This window comes from Mesorhizobium sp. M0698, assembly GCF_040320455.1.
Classification (GTDB): domain Bacteria; phylum Pseudomonadota; class Alphaproteobacteria; order Rhizobiales; family Rhizobiaceae; genus Mesorhizobium.
The window spans coordinates 81,931-98,732 of record NZ_JAMYPQ010000015.1; the positions used below are offsets into that span (position 1 = coordinate 81,931).

Sequence of the window (16,802 nt, forward strand, 5' to 3'; positions counted from 1 at the left end):
GGCATTTTGCGTCAGAAGGCTATCTCGTTCTTGCGCCGGCCGGGCCGTGAAGTCAAACTTCGCCGCACCGCCGAAACAAAAAACAACTCAATCAGTTAACAGGCAAATCTGTGGCAAGGGCGTCGCGGAAACGACGCATCCGCCGTTATTTACGCGCAAGCAGCGCCTTGACCAGCTTTTCGTCGATCGCGCCGGTTGCCTTCATATCGTTGTCGGCCTGGAAGGCCATGATCGCGTTCTTGGTTTTCTGGCCCATCATGCCGTCGGGATTGCCGGCCTCGTAGCCGTTCTTGTTGAGAATGCGCTGGATGTTCTGGACCGCTTTCTTCATGTCGATGCCGGCGGTCGTCTGCGGTGTGCCGTCCTGCCACGATTCAGGAACGTCGGCCGAATTGGCGGCTGGATCGAGCGGCTTGGCCTTCCACAGTTCAGCCGCGGCCCGCGCGCGCTCCAGCTGCTCGGGCCTCAGCGCCTTGGCGATCTCGTCGCGCTTGGCCGCCGCATCCTTGTCGCCGGTCTTGGCGACGAGTGCGAACCATATGTAGCTCTCCTCGAGGTTCTGCTTCATGCCGACGCCCTTCGCCGCGAGGATGCCGAGATTGAACTGGCTATCCTTGACGCCGAGATCCGCCGCCGCCTGGAACCAGCGCGCTGCCGATTCATTGTCGGTCACGCCATCCGCCGCCATCGCAAACAGCACGGCAAGATTGTGCATCGCGCTGGCATTGCCCTGCGCTGCGGCAAGCTCGTACCAGGTTTTCGCTTTCTTGATGTCGCGTGCGACGCCGATGCCCTTCTCGTAGAAATTGCCGATGCGGTATTCTGCCGGTGCGAAACCGAGTTCGGCAGCTTTCTCATACCATTTGGCCGCCGCCGCCATGTCTTCTTTGACGCCGCGAGACTCGGCGTAGCGCGAGCCGATCTCGAACAGCGCCTTGGCGTCGCCGCCGGCCGCTGCATCGCGCAGGGCGGCCGGACCGGCATCGGCCGGAACGTCGATCTTGGCAACGCCTGCCGCGGCGGCATCCGCCGGCGGCACCGTGCCGGTCGTGTCCTGCGTCGCAGCGGTGGCTATAGCAGGCGCGGCAGCCATTGGCTCGGCGTCGCTGGCCGTCGCCGCTGCCGGCGCGGGCACTGCGGCCGCGGTGTCTTGCGCCGCCAGGTCAGCAGGCGCCGCGGAAGCCGAGGGCGCCGTCGATGTCTCGGCTGCCGGTGTAGCGGGGCCGGTTTGCGCCGCCGTGTCGTCCTTGGTCATCGATGCGGATGGCTCTGCCTGCCTGACGGTGGGCGACGGCGCGCTCTCCTGTGTTGTCGTCTGCGCGTCCGCCTTCGGCTCGCTGGCAACGCTGGCCAAAGCGGTTTCCACCGGCTGTACGGCCACGGCCGGTGCCGCCTCATTGTTGGTGACTTCGACTGGGTCGGAGAAGAAGGCTTTGCCCAGTTGCAGGCCGGCAAGCGCCAGCATGATGGCGATTGCCCCCATCAGGATCGGCTTGCGCCGCGCCTTGAGCAGGTCGCCGATCCTGAGTGCCTTGACCGGGCCTTTCATCGTCGACTGGCGCTTGAGGGCGTCCGCCTCGGCGGCCGCCGCTTGCGCAGCCCGTCTGGCTGCCGCGATGAAGTCCGATTTCGCCGCCTCAGCGCCGCCTTCCCGGGTCGGCTGCCCGCGCTCGTCGCGCACGCGCTTCATGATGGCGCTGAGGTCGGGTGCGCCGGAGCCGGGTTCCAGTGGCCGGTTGGCGAGCTTGGGGTCGAGGGGCTCGTCGAGATCGACGCTCGGTATCTCGGCGCTCTGCGCCGAGCCTGCAAGCGGCGGCATCTCGGCGTCCTTCTTGCCCTTCAAGGCGCGCGCCAGCCCGCCTAACATCGATTTCCTGCCGCCGCCTTGCTCGGTTTTTTCACGCGTCGTGTCTGAACCGAGAGCCGCCAGGGCTGCTGCGGCGGCGGCCTCGGCTGGCGTACGCGGACCTGGCTCGTCGCGCACGAGCGCCGCGGCGCGGCCGTCGAGATCGGCCATGCTGCCCGTCAACGGCAGCGGCTGGTCGAGGTCCATCGACGGTGCGTCCTGCACCGAGATCTTGGATGGCCGGCCGAAACGCTTGCTCAACTCCGCGCTTGCCGGTTCGCCCGTCTCCAATGAACCAAGCCTGTCAACGATCTTGAGCAGCGTATCGTGGATAGCCTCGAACGTTCTCGAATTGCGCTCGTCCGAACGGCGCGTCAGTGCCTCGAGCGTCTTCAGGTCCTGGGCGAGGCCGGTAACGGCCGCCGTGTTGGCGCTTGATCCGGCCAGTGAGCGGACGGCGCTCTCAGCCGCCTCGCGCGCCGCGCCGAGGATGGAATCGCGGGTTCCGGCCAGCGACTTCTCGATTTCGTTGAGACGCGGGCTGATGTCGTCGAATTCCGGCAGCGGCGTGCCGGGCTTGGAAAGATGCGCCGTCAGGCCGGCGACCTGCGCTTCAAGGCTGCGGATCAACGCCGGGTCGATGCTGGCGACCTGTGCCGCGGACGAATCCAGCCGGCTTGAGATGTCTTCGAGCCGGCTCTCCAGGCCACGGATCGCCGCCTCGTTGGCGGGATCTGGAACGCGCGTCTCAATCCGCTTGGCTAGCGCGGTGAAGCGGGCGTCGATGGCATCCATGATGCCGGCGCTATCGACCTGCGGCATGCGCTGGTCCAGCCTGTCGGCGACCTCGTCCAACCGGCGCTCAAGATCGCGAAACAGCATGTTGCCTTGTTCGATTGCGTCGCCCTGGCGACGTTCCATCATGCTGGACAGCACGTCGAAGCGCTGCTCGAGCCCCTGGAAGATGTAGTCGGCGTCGGGCATGGCAGGTGCGTGGTCGATCTTGTCGGCAATAAGCGCGACTTGCCTGGCAAGGCGCTCCATCGCCTGTTCCGGCAGATTGGCTCGGCCGGCCAGTTCATCCACGCGGCTCGACAATGTGTTGAGACGGTCGATGACCTCCCGACCCGGACGATCCTGCGACACTTCTTCGATTTGCTGGGCCAGTGAATCGATCCGCTTCTCGATGCGTTCGAAGGGCTCGGGGTCGAACGAATTGGCTTGCGCGGCAACCGTCGAGGCGACGATCGCGCGGGAAATCTCGTCGAGCCGCTCGTCGATCTGACTGAATGTGTCGCCGCCGCGATTGTCCTGCTGGCGGGCGAAATGGTCGACCGCTCCGGCAAGCGTGCGGACCTTTTCCTCGAGCGAGCGCAGCGACAGCGATTCCGGCAGATTACTGACGGCATTGCTGATCTGTTCGAGCCGCTCCGTCAGCGCCGACAGGCCGGGTGCATCGGAACGCTTGCGCTGATCGGCCTCGACGCGATCCTCGAAAGCGTTCCAGCGGCGGTCGAAATCGTCCCAGCGGCGTCCGACCGCCTGCACGCTCTCCTCGCGCGCCAGCGTATCGAGCGCGGCTTTGACCTGCTCAAGCTCGAGCCGCAGCATATTGACGCTTCTGTCGTCGCTTTTTTCGGCCAGTGTCTGGATGGCGCCGGAAAGCCGCTCGAATTCGACGCTGAGTTCGGCGCTGCCTTTGCCGCCGCCATTTGACTGGAAGGCTCGCTCAATATTCTTGCGCAGTACCTCGAACTCGCGTTGCAGGCCGGAGGTCATCTGCTGGCGCAACTCTTCGCGCAGGCCGCGCAATTCCCCGGCGATCTTGCCGGCTAGGGCGACGCCGTCCTCCTGGCCGCGCACCCGGTCGATATCGCGGGCGATCGCCTGGTAATTCTGGTCGAAAGCCGCTGCTGGACCTTTCGGCCGCTGCGCGCGTGGATCCTCATACCGGCGCTGCTGGCCATAGGGTTGGGCGCTGGGATAGCGTGGTTCTGCCGCTGGTCGGCGCGGATCGGGGTGGCTTGCCGTCTCCTCGCGCGTCCGCTCCAGCCGCTGCTCCAGAGTTTCCAGGGAGCGGTTGAGCTCTTCAAGCGTCGTGTGCGGCCGGCGTTGCCTGCCGGCGTTGAGTGTATCGAGGTAGGACCGCTTGCTGTTCATCAATGCGCCCGTTTCAGAATTGCTGGCTTTCACCAGGTTCCCAAAGTCCTGCCGGGACGAAGGCGACTGCTTGGCTTGTTGCAGTGGAAGACGAGCTTCCCGGGTCTCATCCGCGCTCCGAAAAACCGTGAAAAATTCAGTACAGGATAGACACGGGTAACCGACATGCGCACATTTCGCCCCAACGTGGTAAACAACGCGTTAACCAAGCTTAAGAAGTTGCAACTTTGTCGGCTGGCTGTCGACGGCGCCGGGTGTCTTTTTTGGACGCGCAAAAGACGTTGTAGAATTTTGATCAGCCGCATGATCGCTCCCGAAATCGGCAACGACCTTTTAGGTTGTCCGCTGGTGCTGCGGCATAAAGTTGCAAGACCAGAACGCTCTTGCGTGGTGAGGCGGCTATCGATATAGAATTGACGTAAACGTAAATGAGCGGATTACGCCGTTTGCGATTTGTTTGTTGAAACCACGAGTGGAAGCACGCCCCCGCTTTCACTCAGGCGACGCAAGGTCCGCGACCGCGACGCCACCAGACGGGGAAAGCCAGTGACCATGAAACTTATTTCGCCCGGCCAAGCCGCGGCCAACACCAACGATATGTCGAGCGAAGCCGGTGAAGAGCTTGTCCGCATCGGCGAAATGGCCAAGAAATACGGAGTGACGCTGCGTACGCTGCGTTTCTATGAGGACAAGGGTCTGCTCAACCCGCAGCGCGACGGCTCGACCCGTCTCTATACACGCCGCGACAGGGCCCGGCTGAAGCTGATCCTGCTTGGCCGCAAGGTCGGGTTCTCGCTGCGCGACGTCAAGCAGATGATGGACCTCTATGATCCGAACGGCTCCAACACCAAGCAATTGCGGCTGGCGCTCGACAAGTCGGAGAAGCAGCTTGCCCGTCTGCAGAAGCAGCGGGCGCTGATCGACGACGCCATCAGCGAACTGAGTGCTTCGATGTCGACCGTCCGGCAAATGCTGATCGAGCGCTCGACGCCGCAGGCCAGCGTAGCGAGCTAAACTAAGCTTTCGATTTGTGACGAATAAGAGCCGCGTGGCTTTCGCTGCGCGGTTCTTCGTCGTTTGCCGTGCTTTGTCGTTTGTCGTCCTGGCGCGCGGGAGAAAATTTGCCGCACCGCCGAATTGACGTTTACGCAAACGTCAATATTTGTTATCTCGACCACAACGTTGGTCCGTCTGCCATCCTCATATGCTGGGGCTGATTTCGGGGCCAAGACCGCATGGTGGAGGAAACGCATGCCGATCTACAGAGCGCCGGTCCGGGACACGCTGTTCGTGCTGAACGAAGTGCTGGGATATCAGCGTTATTCCAATCTTCCCGGATTTTCCGACGCGACGCCGGATGTGCTCGAGGCCATCCTTGCCGAGGGCGCGAAGCTCGCCGAAAACGTGATGCAGCCGCTGAACCGCGCTGGCGACGTGGAAGGCTGCATGCGCCATGACGACGGTTCGGTAACGACGCCGAAAGGCTTCAAGGAAGCTTTCGACCAGTATCGCGAAGGCGGCTGGATGGGGCTCGCGGCACCTGTCGAGTTTGGCGGGCAAGGCTTGCCCTACGCGGTGCACACTGCGGTTGCCGAATACATGGTGTCGGCCAATATGTCGCTGATGATGTATGCCGGCCTGACGCAAGGCGCGATCGCTGCGATCATCACCCATGGCACCAAAGAGCAGAAGGCAACATGGTTGCCGAAGCTGGTGAAGGGCGCCTGGACCGGCACCATGAACCTGACCGAGCCACACTGCGGAACCGATCTTGGCTTGCTGCGCACCAAGGCCGTCCCAAATGGCGACGGCACCTACAGGATCTCCGGTCAGAAGATCTTCATCTCGGCCGGCGAGCATGACATGTCGGACAATATCGTCCACCTGGTGCTGGCCCGTATCGAGGGCGCGCCGGATGGCGTGAAGGGCATCTCGCTGTTCATCGTGCCGAAGCTCAAGCTCGATGCCTCAGGCAATCCGGGCGAGAAGAACACCGTCTCCTGTGGCTCGATCGAGGAGAAGATGGGTATCCATGGCAACTCGACCTGCGTCATGAATTACGACGACGCTGAAGGCACGCTGCTCGGCGAGGCCGATGGCGGGCTGAAAGCAATGTTCACCATGATGAATGAGGCGCGGCTTGGCGTCGCCCTGCAGGGACTTTCGCTATCTGAGGTTGCCTACCAGAATGCGGTTTCCTACGCCAAGGATCGTCTGCAGGGCCGCTCGCTGTCAGGGCCGAAGGCGCCGGACAGGAAGGCCGATCCGATCATCGTCCATCCGGACATCCGCCGCAGCCTGATGACCATGAAGGCTTTCAACGAGGCCGGCCGCGCGCTGGCGCTGTGGACGGCGATCAAGTCCGACATCGCTCACCGCTCCGGTGACGACAAAGATCGCCAGGTCGCAGACGACTACACCGGCCTGATGACGCCGGTGGTCAAAGGCGTGCTCACCGACAAGGGGTTCGATCATGCGGTAATGGCGCAGCAGGTCTTCGGCGGCCACGGCTATATAGAAGAGCACGGCATGAGCCAGTTCGTCCGCGATGCGCGCATCGCCATGATCTATGAGGGTGCCAACGGCATCCAGGCGCTCGACCTCGTCGGCCGCAAGCTGGCCTTGAATGGCGGCCGCGCGGTCCAGGCTTTCTTTAAGGAAGTCGGAGAGTTCTGCGAGGAAAACCGCACCGACGAGACGATGGCGCCCTTCACCAAGGCGCTGAAGAAGGGCCTCAACGATCTGCAGACGGCGACGATGTGGCTGGTGCAGAACGGCATGGCCAAGCCCGATAACGCCGGTGCCGCCTCGACCGATTACATGCATCTCTTCGGCCTGGTGGCGCTGGGCTATATGTGGGCGCAGATGGCCAGGGTGGCCGCAGCGAAATTGGCGAATGGCGCCGACGGCGCTTCGTCTTTCTACGACAACAAGCTGGTGACGGCGCGCTTCTTCATAGAGCGGATCATGCCGGAGACGTCGGCGCATCTTGCCCGCATCTCCAGCGGTGCCGACACATTGATGGCACTGCCGGCGGAAGCGTTCTAGCTTCGGCGTTCCCCTCCCCTCGAGGGGAGGGTGGCCCGAAGGGCCGGGAGGGGTCCTGCGTGCAGTGCGCCGACCTCCATTCTGGTGCATGCCTTGGAGGAAAATGATCGCAATGCCGTGGCATATGGCGCAGGTTGTAAAAGACAAGGTCGAGCACGTCATCGGCGACCCCACCCGGCCGCTTCGCGGCTACCCTCCCCTCGAGGGGGAGGAGAACGTTGGCGCGAGGGAGAAACCATGACCCACCCCGCCGAAATCCTCGGCCTTCCCAAGCCCGCCTGGGCGGCGGACGAGGTCGGCATGCTTTACGACATGGCGCACCGCTTCATGTCGGAAGAGATCGCGCCGCGTTACGACGAATTCGAGAAGAACGAAATGGTCGACCGCGAGAGCTGGCTGAAGGCGGGTGCTGCCGGCCTGCTCTGCGCCTCGATGCCGGAGGAATATGGCGGATCGGGCGGCACCTTCGCGCATGAGAGCGCCATCATCGAGGCGATCGGCCATGTCGGCGTCGACGGGTTCGGCATTGGCCTGCACAATTCGATCGTTGCCCCCTACATCCTCCACTACGGCTCGGAGGAGCAGAAGAAGAAGTGGCTGCCGAGGCTGGCGACCGGCGAGCTGATCGGCGCCATCGCCATGACCGAGCCCGGTGCGGGCTCCGACCTTCAGAGCGTCAAGACGCGCGCCGAAAAGGACGGCAACCAGTACAAGCTCAACGGCTCGAAGACCTTTATCACCAACGGCCAGCTCGCCAATTTCATCATCGTCGTTGCCAAGACCGATCCTGAGAAGGGCGCCAAGGGCATCTCGCTGATCGTCGTCGAGACTGACGAGGTGGAAGGTTTCGAGCGCGGCCGCAACCTCGACAAGATCGGCCTCAAGGCCAACGACACGTCGGAACTGTTCTTCAACGACGTGCGTGTGCCGACCTCGAACCTGCTCGGCAACGAGGAAGGCCAGGGCTTCGTCCAGTTGATGCAGCAATTACCGCAGGAGCGGCTGCAGATCGGCACCACTGCTATCGCCATGGTCGAGCGGGCGCTGGCGCTTACCATCGACTACGTCAAGGAGCGCAAGGCCTTCGGCAAGGCCATCATCGAATTCCAGAACACCCAGTTCAAACTTGCCGAATTGAAGACCGAGGCGACCATCGGCCGCGTCTTCTATAATGACTGCGTTGCCCGCCACATTAACGGCGGCCTCGACCCGGTGACCGCGTCTATGGCCAAATACTGGCTGTCGGACCTGCAAGGAAAAGTAGTCGACGAATGCCTTCAATTGCATGGCGGCTATGGCTACATGAATGAATATCCGATTGCGCGCATGTTCCGCGACGCCCGCGTCCAGCGCATCTACGGCGGCACCAACGAGATCATGAAATTGCTGATCGGGCGCTCGCTCTGAGCGAGTTTCAGCAAACCCAAGGAGCAGGAAAATGGCCGAAGCTTATGTCTATGATGCCGTGCGCACGCCGCGCGGCAGGGGCAAGAAGGATGGCTCGCTGCACGAAGTGCCGGCGGTGCGGCTCGGCGCCAAGGTGCTCGAGGCCATCCGCGATCGCAACGGGCTGGACACCGGCACCGTCGACGACATCATCTTCGGTTGTGTCGATCCGGTTGGCGAGGCGGGTGCGGTCATTCCACGTGCCGCCGCTTTCGAGGCCGGCTACGACACCAAGGCGCCTGGCATGCAGATATCGCGCTTCTGCGCCTCGGGCCTCGACGCCATCAATTTCGGCGCCGCCAAGATCGCGCAGGGCGCCGACGAGATCGTCATTGCCGGTGGCGTCGAATCGATGTCGCGCGTCGGCATGGGCGCCTCCGGCGGCGCCTGGTTCATGGACCCATCGGTCGGCCTGCCCGGCTGGTTCGTGCCGCAAGGAATCTCGGCCGACCTGATCGCCACCAAATACGGCTTTTCGCGCGACGACGTCGATGCCTACGCAGTCGAAAGCCAGAAGCGTGCCGCCAAGGCGTGGGGCGAGGGCCGCTTCAAGAATTCGGTGATCTCGGTCAAGGACCAGAACGGCCTGACCATTCTCGACCATGACGAACATATGCGGCCCTCGACCGACATGCAGTCGCTGGCCGCGCTCAACCCGTCCTTCGTCATGCCCGGCGAAATGGGCGGCTTCGACGCCGTCGCCGTGCAGAAGCATCCCGAGGTGGAACAGGTCAACCACGTCCACCATGCCGGCAATTCCTCCGGCATCGTCGATGGCGCGGCGGCCGTGCTGCTCGGCTCGAAAAAGGCGGGAAAGACGCTCGGCCTCAAGCCGCGCGCACGCATCCGTGCGTTCGCCAATATCGGCTCCGAACCGGTGCTGATGCTGACCGGCCCCGTCGACGTCACCGAGAAGCTGTTGAAGCGGGCGAAGATGAGGCTGTCGGACATCGACCTGTTCGAGCTCAACGAGGCCTTCGCTTCGGTGGTGCTGCGCTACATGCAGGCTTTCGACATTCCGCATGACCGGATCAACGTCAATGGTGGGGCCATCGCCATGGGCCATCCGCTCGGCGCCACCGGTGCGATGATCTTCGGTACGGTGCTGGACGAATTGGAACGCCGCGACCTCAACACCGCGCTGGTGACGCTTTGCATCGGCGCCGGCATGGGCACTGCAACGATCATCGAACGCGTCTGACGGAGAGAGATGATGAGCTACACCAATTTCACCCTCGACATCGACGCCGACGGCATTGCGCTGGTCACCTGGGACATGCCGGACCGTTCGATGAACGTCTTCACCGAGGAGGTGATGCTCGAACTGAATACCATCGTCGACAAAGTGGCGAGCGATGCAGCGATAAAGGGCGCGGTGATCACCTCCGGCAAGGATACGTTCTCGGGCGGCGCCGACATCACCATGCTGCAGAAGATGCTGGCGACCTTCGCCGCCGACAAGGCGAAGGACCCGGAGAAGGAGACCAAGGCGCTGTTCGACAATGCGGGCACCATGAACGGCCTGTTCCGTAAGCTGGAAACTTCGGGAAAGCCATGGGTTTCGGCGATCAACGGCACATGCATGGGTGGCGCGTTCGAATTGTCGCTCGCCTGCCATGGCCGTGTCGCGGCCGATTCAGACAAAGTGAGGATGGCGCTTCCCGAAGTGAAGATCGGCATTTTTCCGGGGGCCGGCGGCACCCAGCGCGTGCCACGGCTGACCGACCAGCAGCAGGCGCTGCAAATGCTGACGTCCGGCCAGACGCTGTCGCCTCAGAAGGCCAAGTCGATGGGCCTGATCCATGAGATTGCCGAGCCGGACAAGCTGGTCGAAACCGCCAAGGCGATGATCAGGAACGGCTTGAAACCGGTGGCGCCATGGGATGAAAAGGGCTTCAAGCTGCCCGGCGCCCCGATCTATTCGGTGGCCGGTGCCAATCTGTGGCCGCCGGCCATCGCCATTCTGCGCCGAGAAACCTATGGCAATTATCCCGCCGCTGCCGCCATCCTGAAATGCGTCTATGAGGGCCTGTTGGTGCCGTTCGACACCGCCTTGCGGATCGAGCAACGCTATTTCACCGAGATCATGCAGACCAGGGAAGCGGCAGCGATGATCCGTTCGCTGTTCGTGTCGCTGCAGGAACTGAACAAGGGCGCGCGCCGCCCGGCCGGTGTGCCGGAAACGAAGTTCAAGAAGATCGGCGTACTCGGCGCCGGCTTCATGGGCGCCGGTATAGCCTATGTGACGGCCAAGGCCGGCATTCCGGTGGTGCTGCTCGACCGCGACATGGAGTCCGCCGCCAAGGGCAAGGCGCATTCCGACAACCTGATCTCGGATCAGGTAAAGAAGGGCCGTGCCAAGCCGCAGGACAAGTATCAGTTGCTGTCGCTAATCACGCCGACGGCCGACTATGCGGATCTCGCCGGCTGCGATCTTGTGGTCGAGGCGGTATTCGAGGATTCGGCCGTAAAGAAGGGTGCCACCGAACAGGCCGAGGCTGTGCTCAAGCCGTCGGCGATCTTCGCCTCGAATACGTCGACCATACCGATTACATCGCTGGCCAGGAATTCGGCGCGGCCGAAGAATTTCATCGGCATCCATTTCTTCTCGCCGGTCGACAAGATGATGCTGATCGAGATCATCCTCGGCAAGAAGACCGGCGACAAGGCGTTGGCAACCGCGATCGACTTTGTCCGTGCCATCAAGAAAACGCCGATTGTCGTCAACGATACGCGCGGCTTCTATGTTAATCGCTGCGTGCTGCGCTACATGTCGGAGGCCTACAAGATGCTGATCGAAGGTGTTCCGGCGCCAATGATCGAGAACGCGGCCAAGGCCGCCGGCATGCCGGTCGGTCCTTTGGCGTTGACCGACGAGACGGCGATCGACCTTGCCCAGAAGATCATGAAGCAGACCATGCGCGACCTCGGCGACAAGGCGGTCGATCCGAAGCAGATGGCGCTGATCAACACGATGGTCGACACGCATAGTCGCTTGGGCCGCAAGAACGGCAAGGGCTTCTATGACTATCCGGCAAAACCGGCCAAGAAGAAGCTGTGGCCAGGCCTCAGGGATCTCTACCCGCAGCTGGCGCCGGAGCAGGTCGATTATGAGGAACTGAAGCAGCGGCTGTTGGTCACCATCGCGCTTGAGGCGGTACGGGTGATGGAAGAGGGCATCGTTACCGACCCACGCGAGGCCGATGTCGGCTCGATCCTGGCCTTCGGCTTCGCGCCCTATACAGGCGGTGCACTGTCCTACATCGACGGCATCGGCGCGAAGAAATTCGTCAAACTCGCCAAGCGCCTGCAGAAGAAATACGGCACCGAGTTCAAGGCGCCGAAGCTGCTGCTTGATATGGCCGAGAAGGGCGAGACCTTCTACGAGCGCTTCGATCCCTATACCAGAGACGAGGCCAAGGAGGCAGCCTGACCCCGTCTTCGGCGGTGGACAAGATGGCGGCCAAGGGATAGAACAGGGAAGGTATTTTTTCCTGTTTCGAAGGAAGAGCAAGGTGCTCTCGCACGACCGCGTTTGGGCCGCCATCGACGCTCTTGCCGAGCGTTATTCGCTTTCGGCCTCTGGACTGGCCAGGCGCGCTGGCCTCGACTCGACCGCCTTCAACAAATCGAAGCGGCTGTCCTCAGATGGACGGCCGCGCTGGCCGTCGACCGAATCGCTGGCCAAGATCATCGAGGCAACCGGCGCCTCGCTGGATGAATTTGCGGGGCTGGTCGAGGGTCGGAGTCATTCCGGCGCACTACCCGTGCAGAGATCGTCGGTGCCGCTGCTCGGCTTCGCCCAGGCGGGCGCCGGTGGCTTCTTCGACGACGCCGGGTTTCCAGCGGGGCAGGGATGGGACCTGATCGAGCTTCCGGCACGGGCAACCGAAACCTCCTATGCCTTGAAGGTCCAGGGCGATTCCATGCTGCCGCTCTATCGCAATGGCGATGTCCTGATCGTCGAGCCAGGGGCTACCATACGAAAGGGTGATCGCGTCGTCGTCAAGACCAATGCCGGCGAGGTGATGGCCAAGGTGCTCGACGGCCAGACACCGAGGTCAATCGCGCTGGTCTCCCTCAATCCCGATCACCCGGACCGCGACATCCCCATGCGCGATGTCGAATGGGTGGCGCGGATTGTCTGGGCAAGCCAGTAGGCGCGGGGCCGGTGCGTCTGCCTCACCTTGCCTTGGCTGTTCTGGCGATCCCGGCGATGGCCACGGCAATTGTCGCCGCCGGCCGCGCCGTCCAGAGCGAAAGCGGCGGCCCCTGGGAGCAAATCCAGGTCGGCGTTGAACCGCAGCCCGCCGCGCCGGCTACGTCGGCCATCCCGAAGCCAGTGCCGGCCAAGCAGGCGGCGCATTCGAGGGCAATCGATCCAGAAATCGTGGTGCCGCCGCAGCTCGGTTCCAACGAGCTTGAACGGATAGAGCCGCGCGCCCCGTTGAGCGATCTGGCATTGGCCGGACCGCCCAAGCCGCCAAAAACGAAAATGCCCGACGACTGGAAAGGCACGAAACTATTCCAGCCAGTCGCGTCGGCCGCCGGGGTCATCGAAGTAAAGGGCTATTCGATTGCGGTTTCCGGTATCGACATCGTCAAGCAGGAGGAGACTTGCACCGACGGCGGCGAGTCCTGGAATTGCGGCATTCGGGCGCGAACGGCCTTCCGCGCCTTTCTCCGCAGTCGTGCGGTGGTCTGTGCCGTGCCGCCCGAAGGCGGTCGTGATCTGATCGCCGCCGAGTGCCGGATCGGCAATCAGGATATCGGCCAATGGCTGGTCGAAAATGGCTGGGCGCGCGCCGCCAAGGGCGGCCCTTACGCAGAAGCCGGCGAGAAGGCGCGTGCAGCAAAAAAAGGCGTCTTCGGGCCGCCGCCGAGCGTTTCAGGCCTGCCGCCGCTCCCGGCTGCTGCGTCGCGATCCGCGCCTGTAGCGCCTAGCTCGATCCTGGAGGAGCAAGACGGCGTCCTCATGCCGCCAGCTGACCAGCCAGCGCCCGCTGAATGAGCTCGCGCGTTTCGGCGATGCCGTAGAGCGCGGCGAAGGAGCCGAAGCGCGGCCCGCGTTCCTGACCTATCAGCACCTGATAGATCATCTGGAAGAAGGCGACGGAGACACCGGGTCCGCCCTCCGGGCTCTGCTTGGAATGATCCTGGTAGCGCTCGATCTTGCGCGCAACATTGAGGGCAGCGTTCTGGATTGCCTCGCTGTCGGCATCAGCCGGCAGCGCGGCGAGCGCTTCCGAAAGCTTGGTCAGCGCCTCGCGCTCGACCGCGTCGGCAGCACGGTACACTTTCGCCGGCTTCACGAAATCGTCGAAATAGCGGATGGCATATTCGGCCAGCCGGTCGAGCTCGGGATGGGTTGTCGGCGTCACACCCGGCGCGTGGCGCGAAATGAAACCCCACAGCACGTCCCTGTTCTGCGCATTCGAGGCGCTGACCAGGTTGAGCAGCAGCGAGAACGGAACCGGCAGGTCGACTGCCGGGGGATTGCCGTCATGCATGTGCCAGACCGGATTGCCCAGCCGCTCCTTCCAGTCCTGCCTCTGATAGGCAGAGAGGAACGTGTAATATTCGTCTACCGCCCTCGGGATGACGTCGAAATAAAGCTTCTTCGCGGTTCGCGGGCGCTGGAACATATAAAGGCTAAGGCTCTCGGTCGGCGCGTAAGTCAGCCACTCGTCGATGGTCAGCCCATTGCCCTTCGACTTCGAGATCTTCTGGCCGTTCTCATCGAGGAACAGCTCATAATTGAAGCCCTCCGGTGCCGGAGCATCGAGCGCGCGGCAAATCTGCCCGGCGAGCTTGACGGAATCGATCAGATCCTTGCCGGACATCTCGTAATCGACGCCGAGTGCTGCCCAGCGCATCGCCCAATCTGGCTTCCATTGCAGCTTGGCATGACCGCCGGTCACCGGCGTCTCGAAGCGCTCGCCGGTGTCCGGGTCGCGCCACACGATGGTGCCGGCGTCGAGCTTGCGCTCGTCGATCGCGACTTGCATGACGATGCCGGTCTTGGGATGGATCGGCAGGAAGGGCGAATAGCTCAGCGCCCGCTCCTCGCGCAGCGACGGCAGCATAATTGCCATCACCTTATCGAAGCGCTCGAGCATCTTGAGCAGCGTCGCGTCGAAGCGGCCGGAAGTATAATAGTCGGTCGAGGAAGCGAATTCGTAATCGAAGCCGAAACGGTCGAGGAAAGCGCGCAGCCGTGCGTTATTGGCGGCGCCGAAGGACGGATACTCATTGGAGAACGGGTCCGGTATCCTGGTCAGCGGCTTGCCGAGATAGGCGCGCAGCATGTCCTTGTTAGGCACATTGTCCGGCACCTTGCGCAATCCGTCCATGTCGTCGGAGAAGCACAGCAGCCGCGTCTTGACCTTGTCTTCAGTCAGCACGCGGAAGGCGTGGCGCACCATAGATGTGCGCGCCACCTCGCCGAACGTGCCGATGTGCGGCAGGCCGGACGGGCCGTAGCCGGTCTCGAACAGCACCGTTTCCGGGTAGCCGCTGCTCGCGTAGCGGGCGACGATCTTTTTCGCTTCCTCGAATGGCCACGCCTTGCTTTCGGCGGCGGCGGCGAGGACTTCCGGGCTGAGATCGATCGGCTGTTGTTCGGCCATGATGCTATTCCTGCAACTTTGCCAGCATCCATGCCGGCAGCCGCATGCTCTAGACCATGATCCCGAAAAGTGGAACCCGGTTTTCGGGCAGCACCGTGATCAGGCAAGAAGATTAAGAGCCCCCGTCCCGATAGTCAGGATGGATCAAGTTCCAAGGCGTGATCGGAGCGCCAACGATCGCGGCTGTTTTTCCTTGCGGCGCCGGTCCCTCGTTCCTAACTTCGGGACCGTCTCAAGGAGTTGTAAATGCCATTGTCGCCACACGAAGCCATGATCTACCTGATGGTCATCACCTCGGCGTCAGACCGCGACATGACCGACGTCGAACTGGCGCGGATCGGCGACGTCGTTCGATCCTGGCCGGTGTTTGAGGATTTCAACCAGGAGCGGCTGGTCGAGGTCGCCCAGGCCTGCCAGAAAATGCTGCATGAAAAGGATGGGCTGGAGGGCGTCCTGGCGCGCGTCGCCGAGGCGCTGCCCGAACGCCTGCGTGACACCGCCTATGCCGCCGCCTTCGAGGTCGCAGCTGTCGATCTCGAAATGCGCCTGGAGGAGGTGCGCGTCCTGCAGCTCGTCCGCCGGGAACTCGACCTCGATGCGCTGACGGTCGCCGCCATTGCGCGAGCCGCCAAGGCCCGCCTTCGCACGCTGACCTGAGCCGGCGGCCAAGCTCAGAAAAAACTGACGGGAAAATAGCGCAGATAGAACTCGGCGAACGTGCCTTTCACCGAGATTTCCTGCAGCGCGTAGTCGAAAGCGGCGGCCAGTGCCGGATCGTCGGCCCTGGTGGCGATTGCCATGCCTGAGCCGAGATATTCGGGCGCCAGATAGGGGCCGCCGGCAAAGCGGCAGCAGCCCGCTGCATCCGAACCGCCGAGCCAGAAGGCGAAACGCATGCCGTCGCCGAAGGCGGCGTCGATCTTGCCGGCTTTCAGCTCGCCATAAAGCTCCTCCGGCTTTGCGAACGGGACGATTTGGACGTCGCCGAAATAATCGCGCAGCATCCGCTCGTGCGCGGAGCCGGCGATCACGCCGACACGCTTGCTGCGCAGCTTGTCGAACATTGGTTCGGTCAGCGCCTGTGTCTTCAGCATGATGAAGCGTGCCGGAAATTGCAGGTAGGAGCGTGAAAATGCGTATTTCGACCGCGACTCCGGCGTCGCGGCGATGCCGGCAATGATCGCTTCGCCCTCGCCTTTCCCGAGCGCACCTTCGAGCTCGGCCCAGGGCAGCGCCTGGATCTGGCATTTTTCGGCAATGCCGAGCTCGGCGCAGATGGCGCGCGCCAGGTCGACATGGAAGCCCGACAGCCGGCCTGCCCCATCGAGGAAATTGAACGGCGGGAAATCCGTGGTGGTCAGGAATCGCAGCCGCGGCAGCATCGAAAGGTCCGGCTTTGGCAGCCGCTCCTTGGCGTCCCAGAACACCGGCACCTGCGGCTCCGCGGCGAGCGCAGCAGCCGCAAGCGATTGCGCTCCGATCAATATCAAGATCAATGAAATGGATATGCGCCGAAACGCCACGCGACGACTCCGTCCGGTCTTGCCCCGCCTTTCGTACGAAATAACACAGGTTTTTGTACGAAAAAAACACAGGTACGACGGTTTTTGGTTTCATCATTGCAATTTAGGGATATTGTTTAGTGAGTTTGCAAGTGACTGCGTGATGCCGGC

11 protein-coding genes are annotated in these 16,802 nt (G+C 62.8%); 8 read left to right on the forward strand and 3 right to left on the reverse strand.

Annotated features, from left to right (window positions below):
* Positions 1 to 145: 145 nt before the first annotated feature.
* Positions 146 to 4,006, reverse strand: a complete 3,861-nt coding sequence (locus NKI16_RS24960) for a peptidoglycan-binding protein (RefSeq protein ID WP_352756034.1) — start codon at positions 4,004 to 4,006, stop codon at positions 146 to 148.
* A 552-nt stretch (positions 4,007 to 4,558) separates the two neighbouring features.
* Between NKI16_RS24960 and NKI16_RS24965 the strand changes: the two genes are divergently transcribed.
* The 7 genes from NKI16_RS24965 (at position 4,559) to NKI16_RS24995 (ending at position 13,511) form a co-directional block, all read left to right on the forward strand.
* Positions 4,559 to 5,020, forward strand: coding sequence for a MerR family transcriptional regulator (locus tag NKI16_RS24965; protein WP_023677331.1), 462 nt, complete (start codon positions 4,559 to 4,561; stop codon positions 5,018 to 5,020).
* Between the two features lie 237 nt (positions 5,021 to 5,257).
* On the forward strand, positions 5,258 to 7,054 hold the full coding sequence (locus NKI16_RS24970) for an acyl-CoA dehydrogenase (protein ID WP_352923774.1): 1,797 nt from the start codon (positions 5,258 to 5,260) through the stop codon (positions 7,052 to 7,054).
* Positions 7,055 to 7,291: 237 nt separating this feature from the next.
* Positions 7,292 to 8,461, forward strand: coding sequence for an acyl-CoA dehydrogenase family protein (locus tag NKI16_RS24975; RefSeq protein WP_352570360.1), 1,170 nt, complete (start codon positions 7,292 to 7,294; stop codon positions 8,459 to 8,461).
* A gap of 31 nt (positions 8,462 to 8,492) precedes the next feature.
* Positions 8,493 to 9,701 (forward strand): acetyl-CoA C-acetyltransferase, encoded by a 1,209-nt coding sequence (locus tag NKI16_RS24980; RefSeq protein WP_352570361.1) that lies wholly within the window; start codon positions 8,493 to 8,495, stop codon positions 9,699 to 9,701.
* A 12-nt stretch (positions 9,702 to 9,713) separates the two neighbouring features.
* Positions 9,714 to 11,933 (forward strand): 3-hydroxyacyl-CoA dehydrogenase NAD-binding domain-containing protein, encoded by a 2,220-nt coding sequence (locus NKI16_RS24985; RefSeq protein ID WP_352570362.1) that lies wholly within the window; start codon positions 9,714 to 9,716, stop codon positions 11,931 to 11,933.
* An 82-nt stretch (positions 11,934 to 12,015) separates the two neighbouring features.
* On the forward strand, positions 12,016 to 12,660 hold the full coding sequence (locus NKI16_RS24990; protein WP_352570363.1) for a S24 family peptidase: 645 nt from the start codon (positions 12,016 to 12,018) through the stop codon (positions 12,658 to 12,660).
* A gap of 11 nt (positions 12,661 to 12,671) precedes the next feature.
* On the forward strand, positions 12,672 to 13,511 hold the full coding sequence (locus NKI16_RS24995) for a thermonuclease family protein (RefSeq protein WP_352570364.1): 840 nt from the start codon (positions 12,672 to 12,674) through the stop codon (positions 13,509 to 13,511).
* Here NKI16_RS24995 and NKI16_RS25000 read toward each other — a convergent pair.
* On the reverse strand, positions 13,474 to 15,129 hold the full coding sequence (locus NKI16_RS25000) for a lysine--tRNA ligase (protein WP_352570365.1): 1,656 nt from the start codon (positions 15,127 to 15,129) through the stop codon (positions 13,474 to 13,476). The genes NKI16_RS24995 and NKI16_RS25000 overlap by 38 nt on opposite strands.
* 246 nt (positions 15,130 to 15,375) lie before the next feature.
* Here NKI16_RS25000 and NKI16_RS25005 point away from each other — a divergent pair, with 246 nt between their 5' ends.
* Positions 15,376 to 15,786, forward strand: a complete 411-nt coding sequence (locus tag NKI16_RS25005) for a tellurite resistance TerB family protein (RefSeq protein ID WP_023677339.1) — start codon at positions 15,376 to 15,378, stop codon at positions 15,784 to 15,786.
* Positions 15,787 to 15,800: 14 nt separating this feature from the next.
* On the opposite strand, the gene NKI16_RS25010 is transcribed toward NKI16_RS25005, so the two are convergent.
* The gene (locus NKI16_RS25010; protein ID WP_352570366.1) at positions 15,801 to 16,652 is read right to left on the reverse strand and encodes an ABC transporter substrate-binding protein; all 852 of its coding nucleotides are present in this window, start codon (positions 16,650 to 16,652) and stop codon (positions 15,801 to 15,803) included.
* Positions 16,653 to 16,802 lie beyond the last annotated feature (150 nt).

Bases quoted from the DNA above. Each gene is read 5' to 3' on its own strand.
- NKI16_RS24960 (WP_352756034.1), bottom strand. From the start codon at position 4,006: ATGAACAGCAAGCGGTCCTACCTCGATACACTCAACGCCGGCAGGCAA.
- NKI16_RS24965 (WP_023677331.1), top strand. From the start codon at position 4,559: ATGAAACTTATTTCGCCCGGCCAAGCCGCGGCCAACACCAACGATATG.
- NKI16_RS24970 (WP_352923774.1), top strand. From the start codon at position 5,258: ATGCCGATCTACAGAGCGCCGGTCCGGGACACGCTGTTCGTGCTGAAC.
- NKI16_RS24975 (WP_352570360.1), top strand. From the start codon at position 7,292: ATGACCCACCCCGCCGAAATCCTCGGCCTTCCCAAGCCCGCCTGGGCG.
- NKI16_RS24980 (WP_352570361.1), top strand. From the start codon at position 8,493: ATGGCCGAAGCTTATGTCTATGATGCCGTGCGCACGCCGCGCGGCAGG.
- NKI16_RS24985 (WP_352570362.1), top strand. From the start codon at position 9,714: ATGAGCTACACCAATTTCACCCTCGACATCGACGCCGACGGCATTGCG.
- NKI16_RS25000 (WP_352570365.1), bottom strand. From the start codon at position 15,129: ATGGCCGAACAACAGCCGATCGATCTCAGCCCGGAAGTCCTCGCCGCC.
- NKI16_RS25005 (WP_023677339.1), top strand. From the start codon at position 15,376: ATGCCATTGTCGCCACACGAAGCCATGATCTACCTGATGGTCATCACC.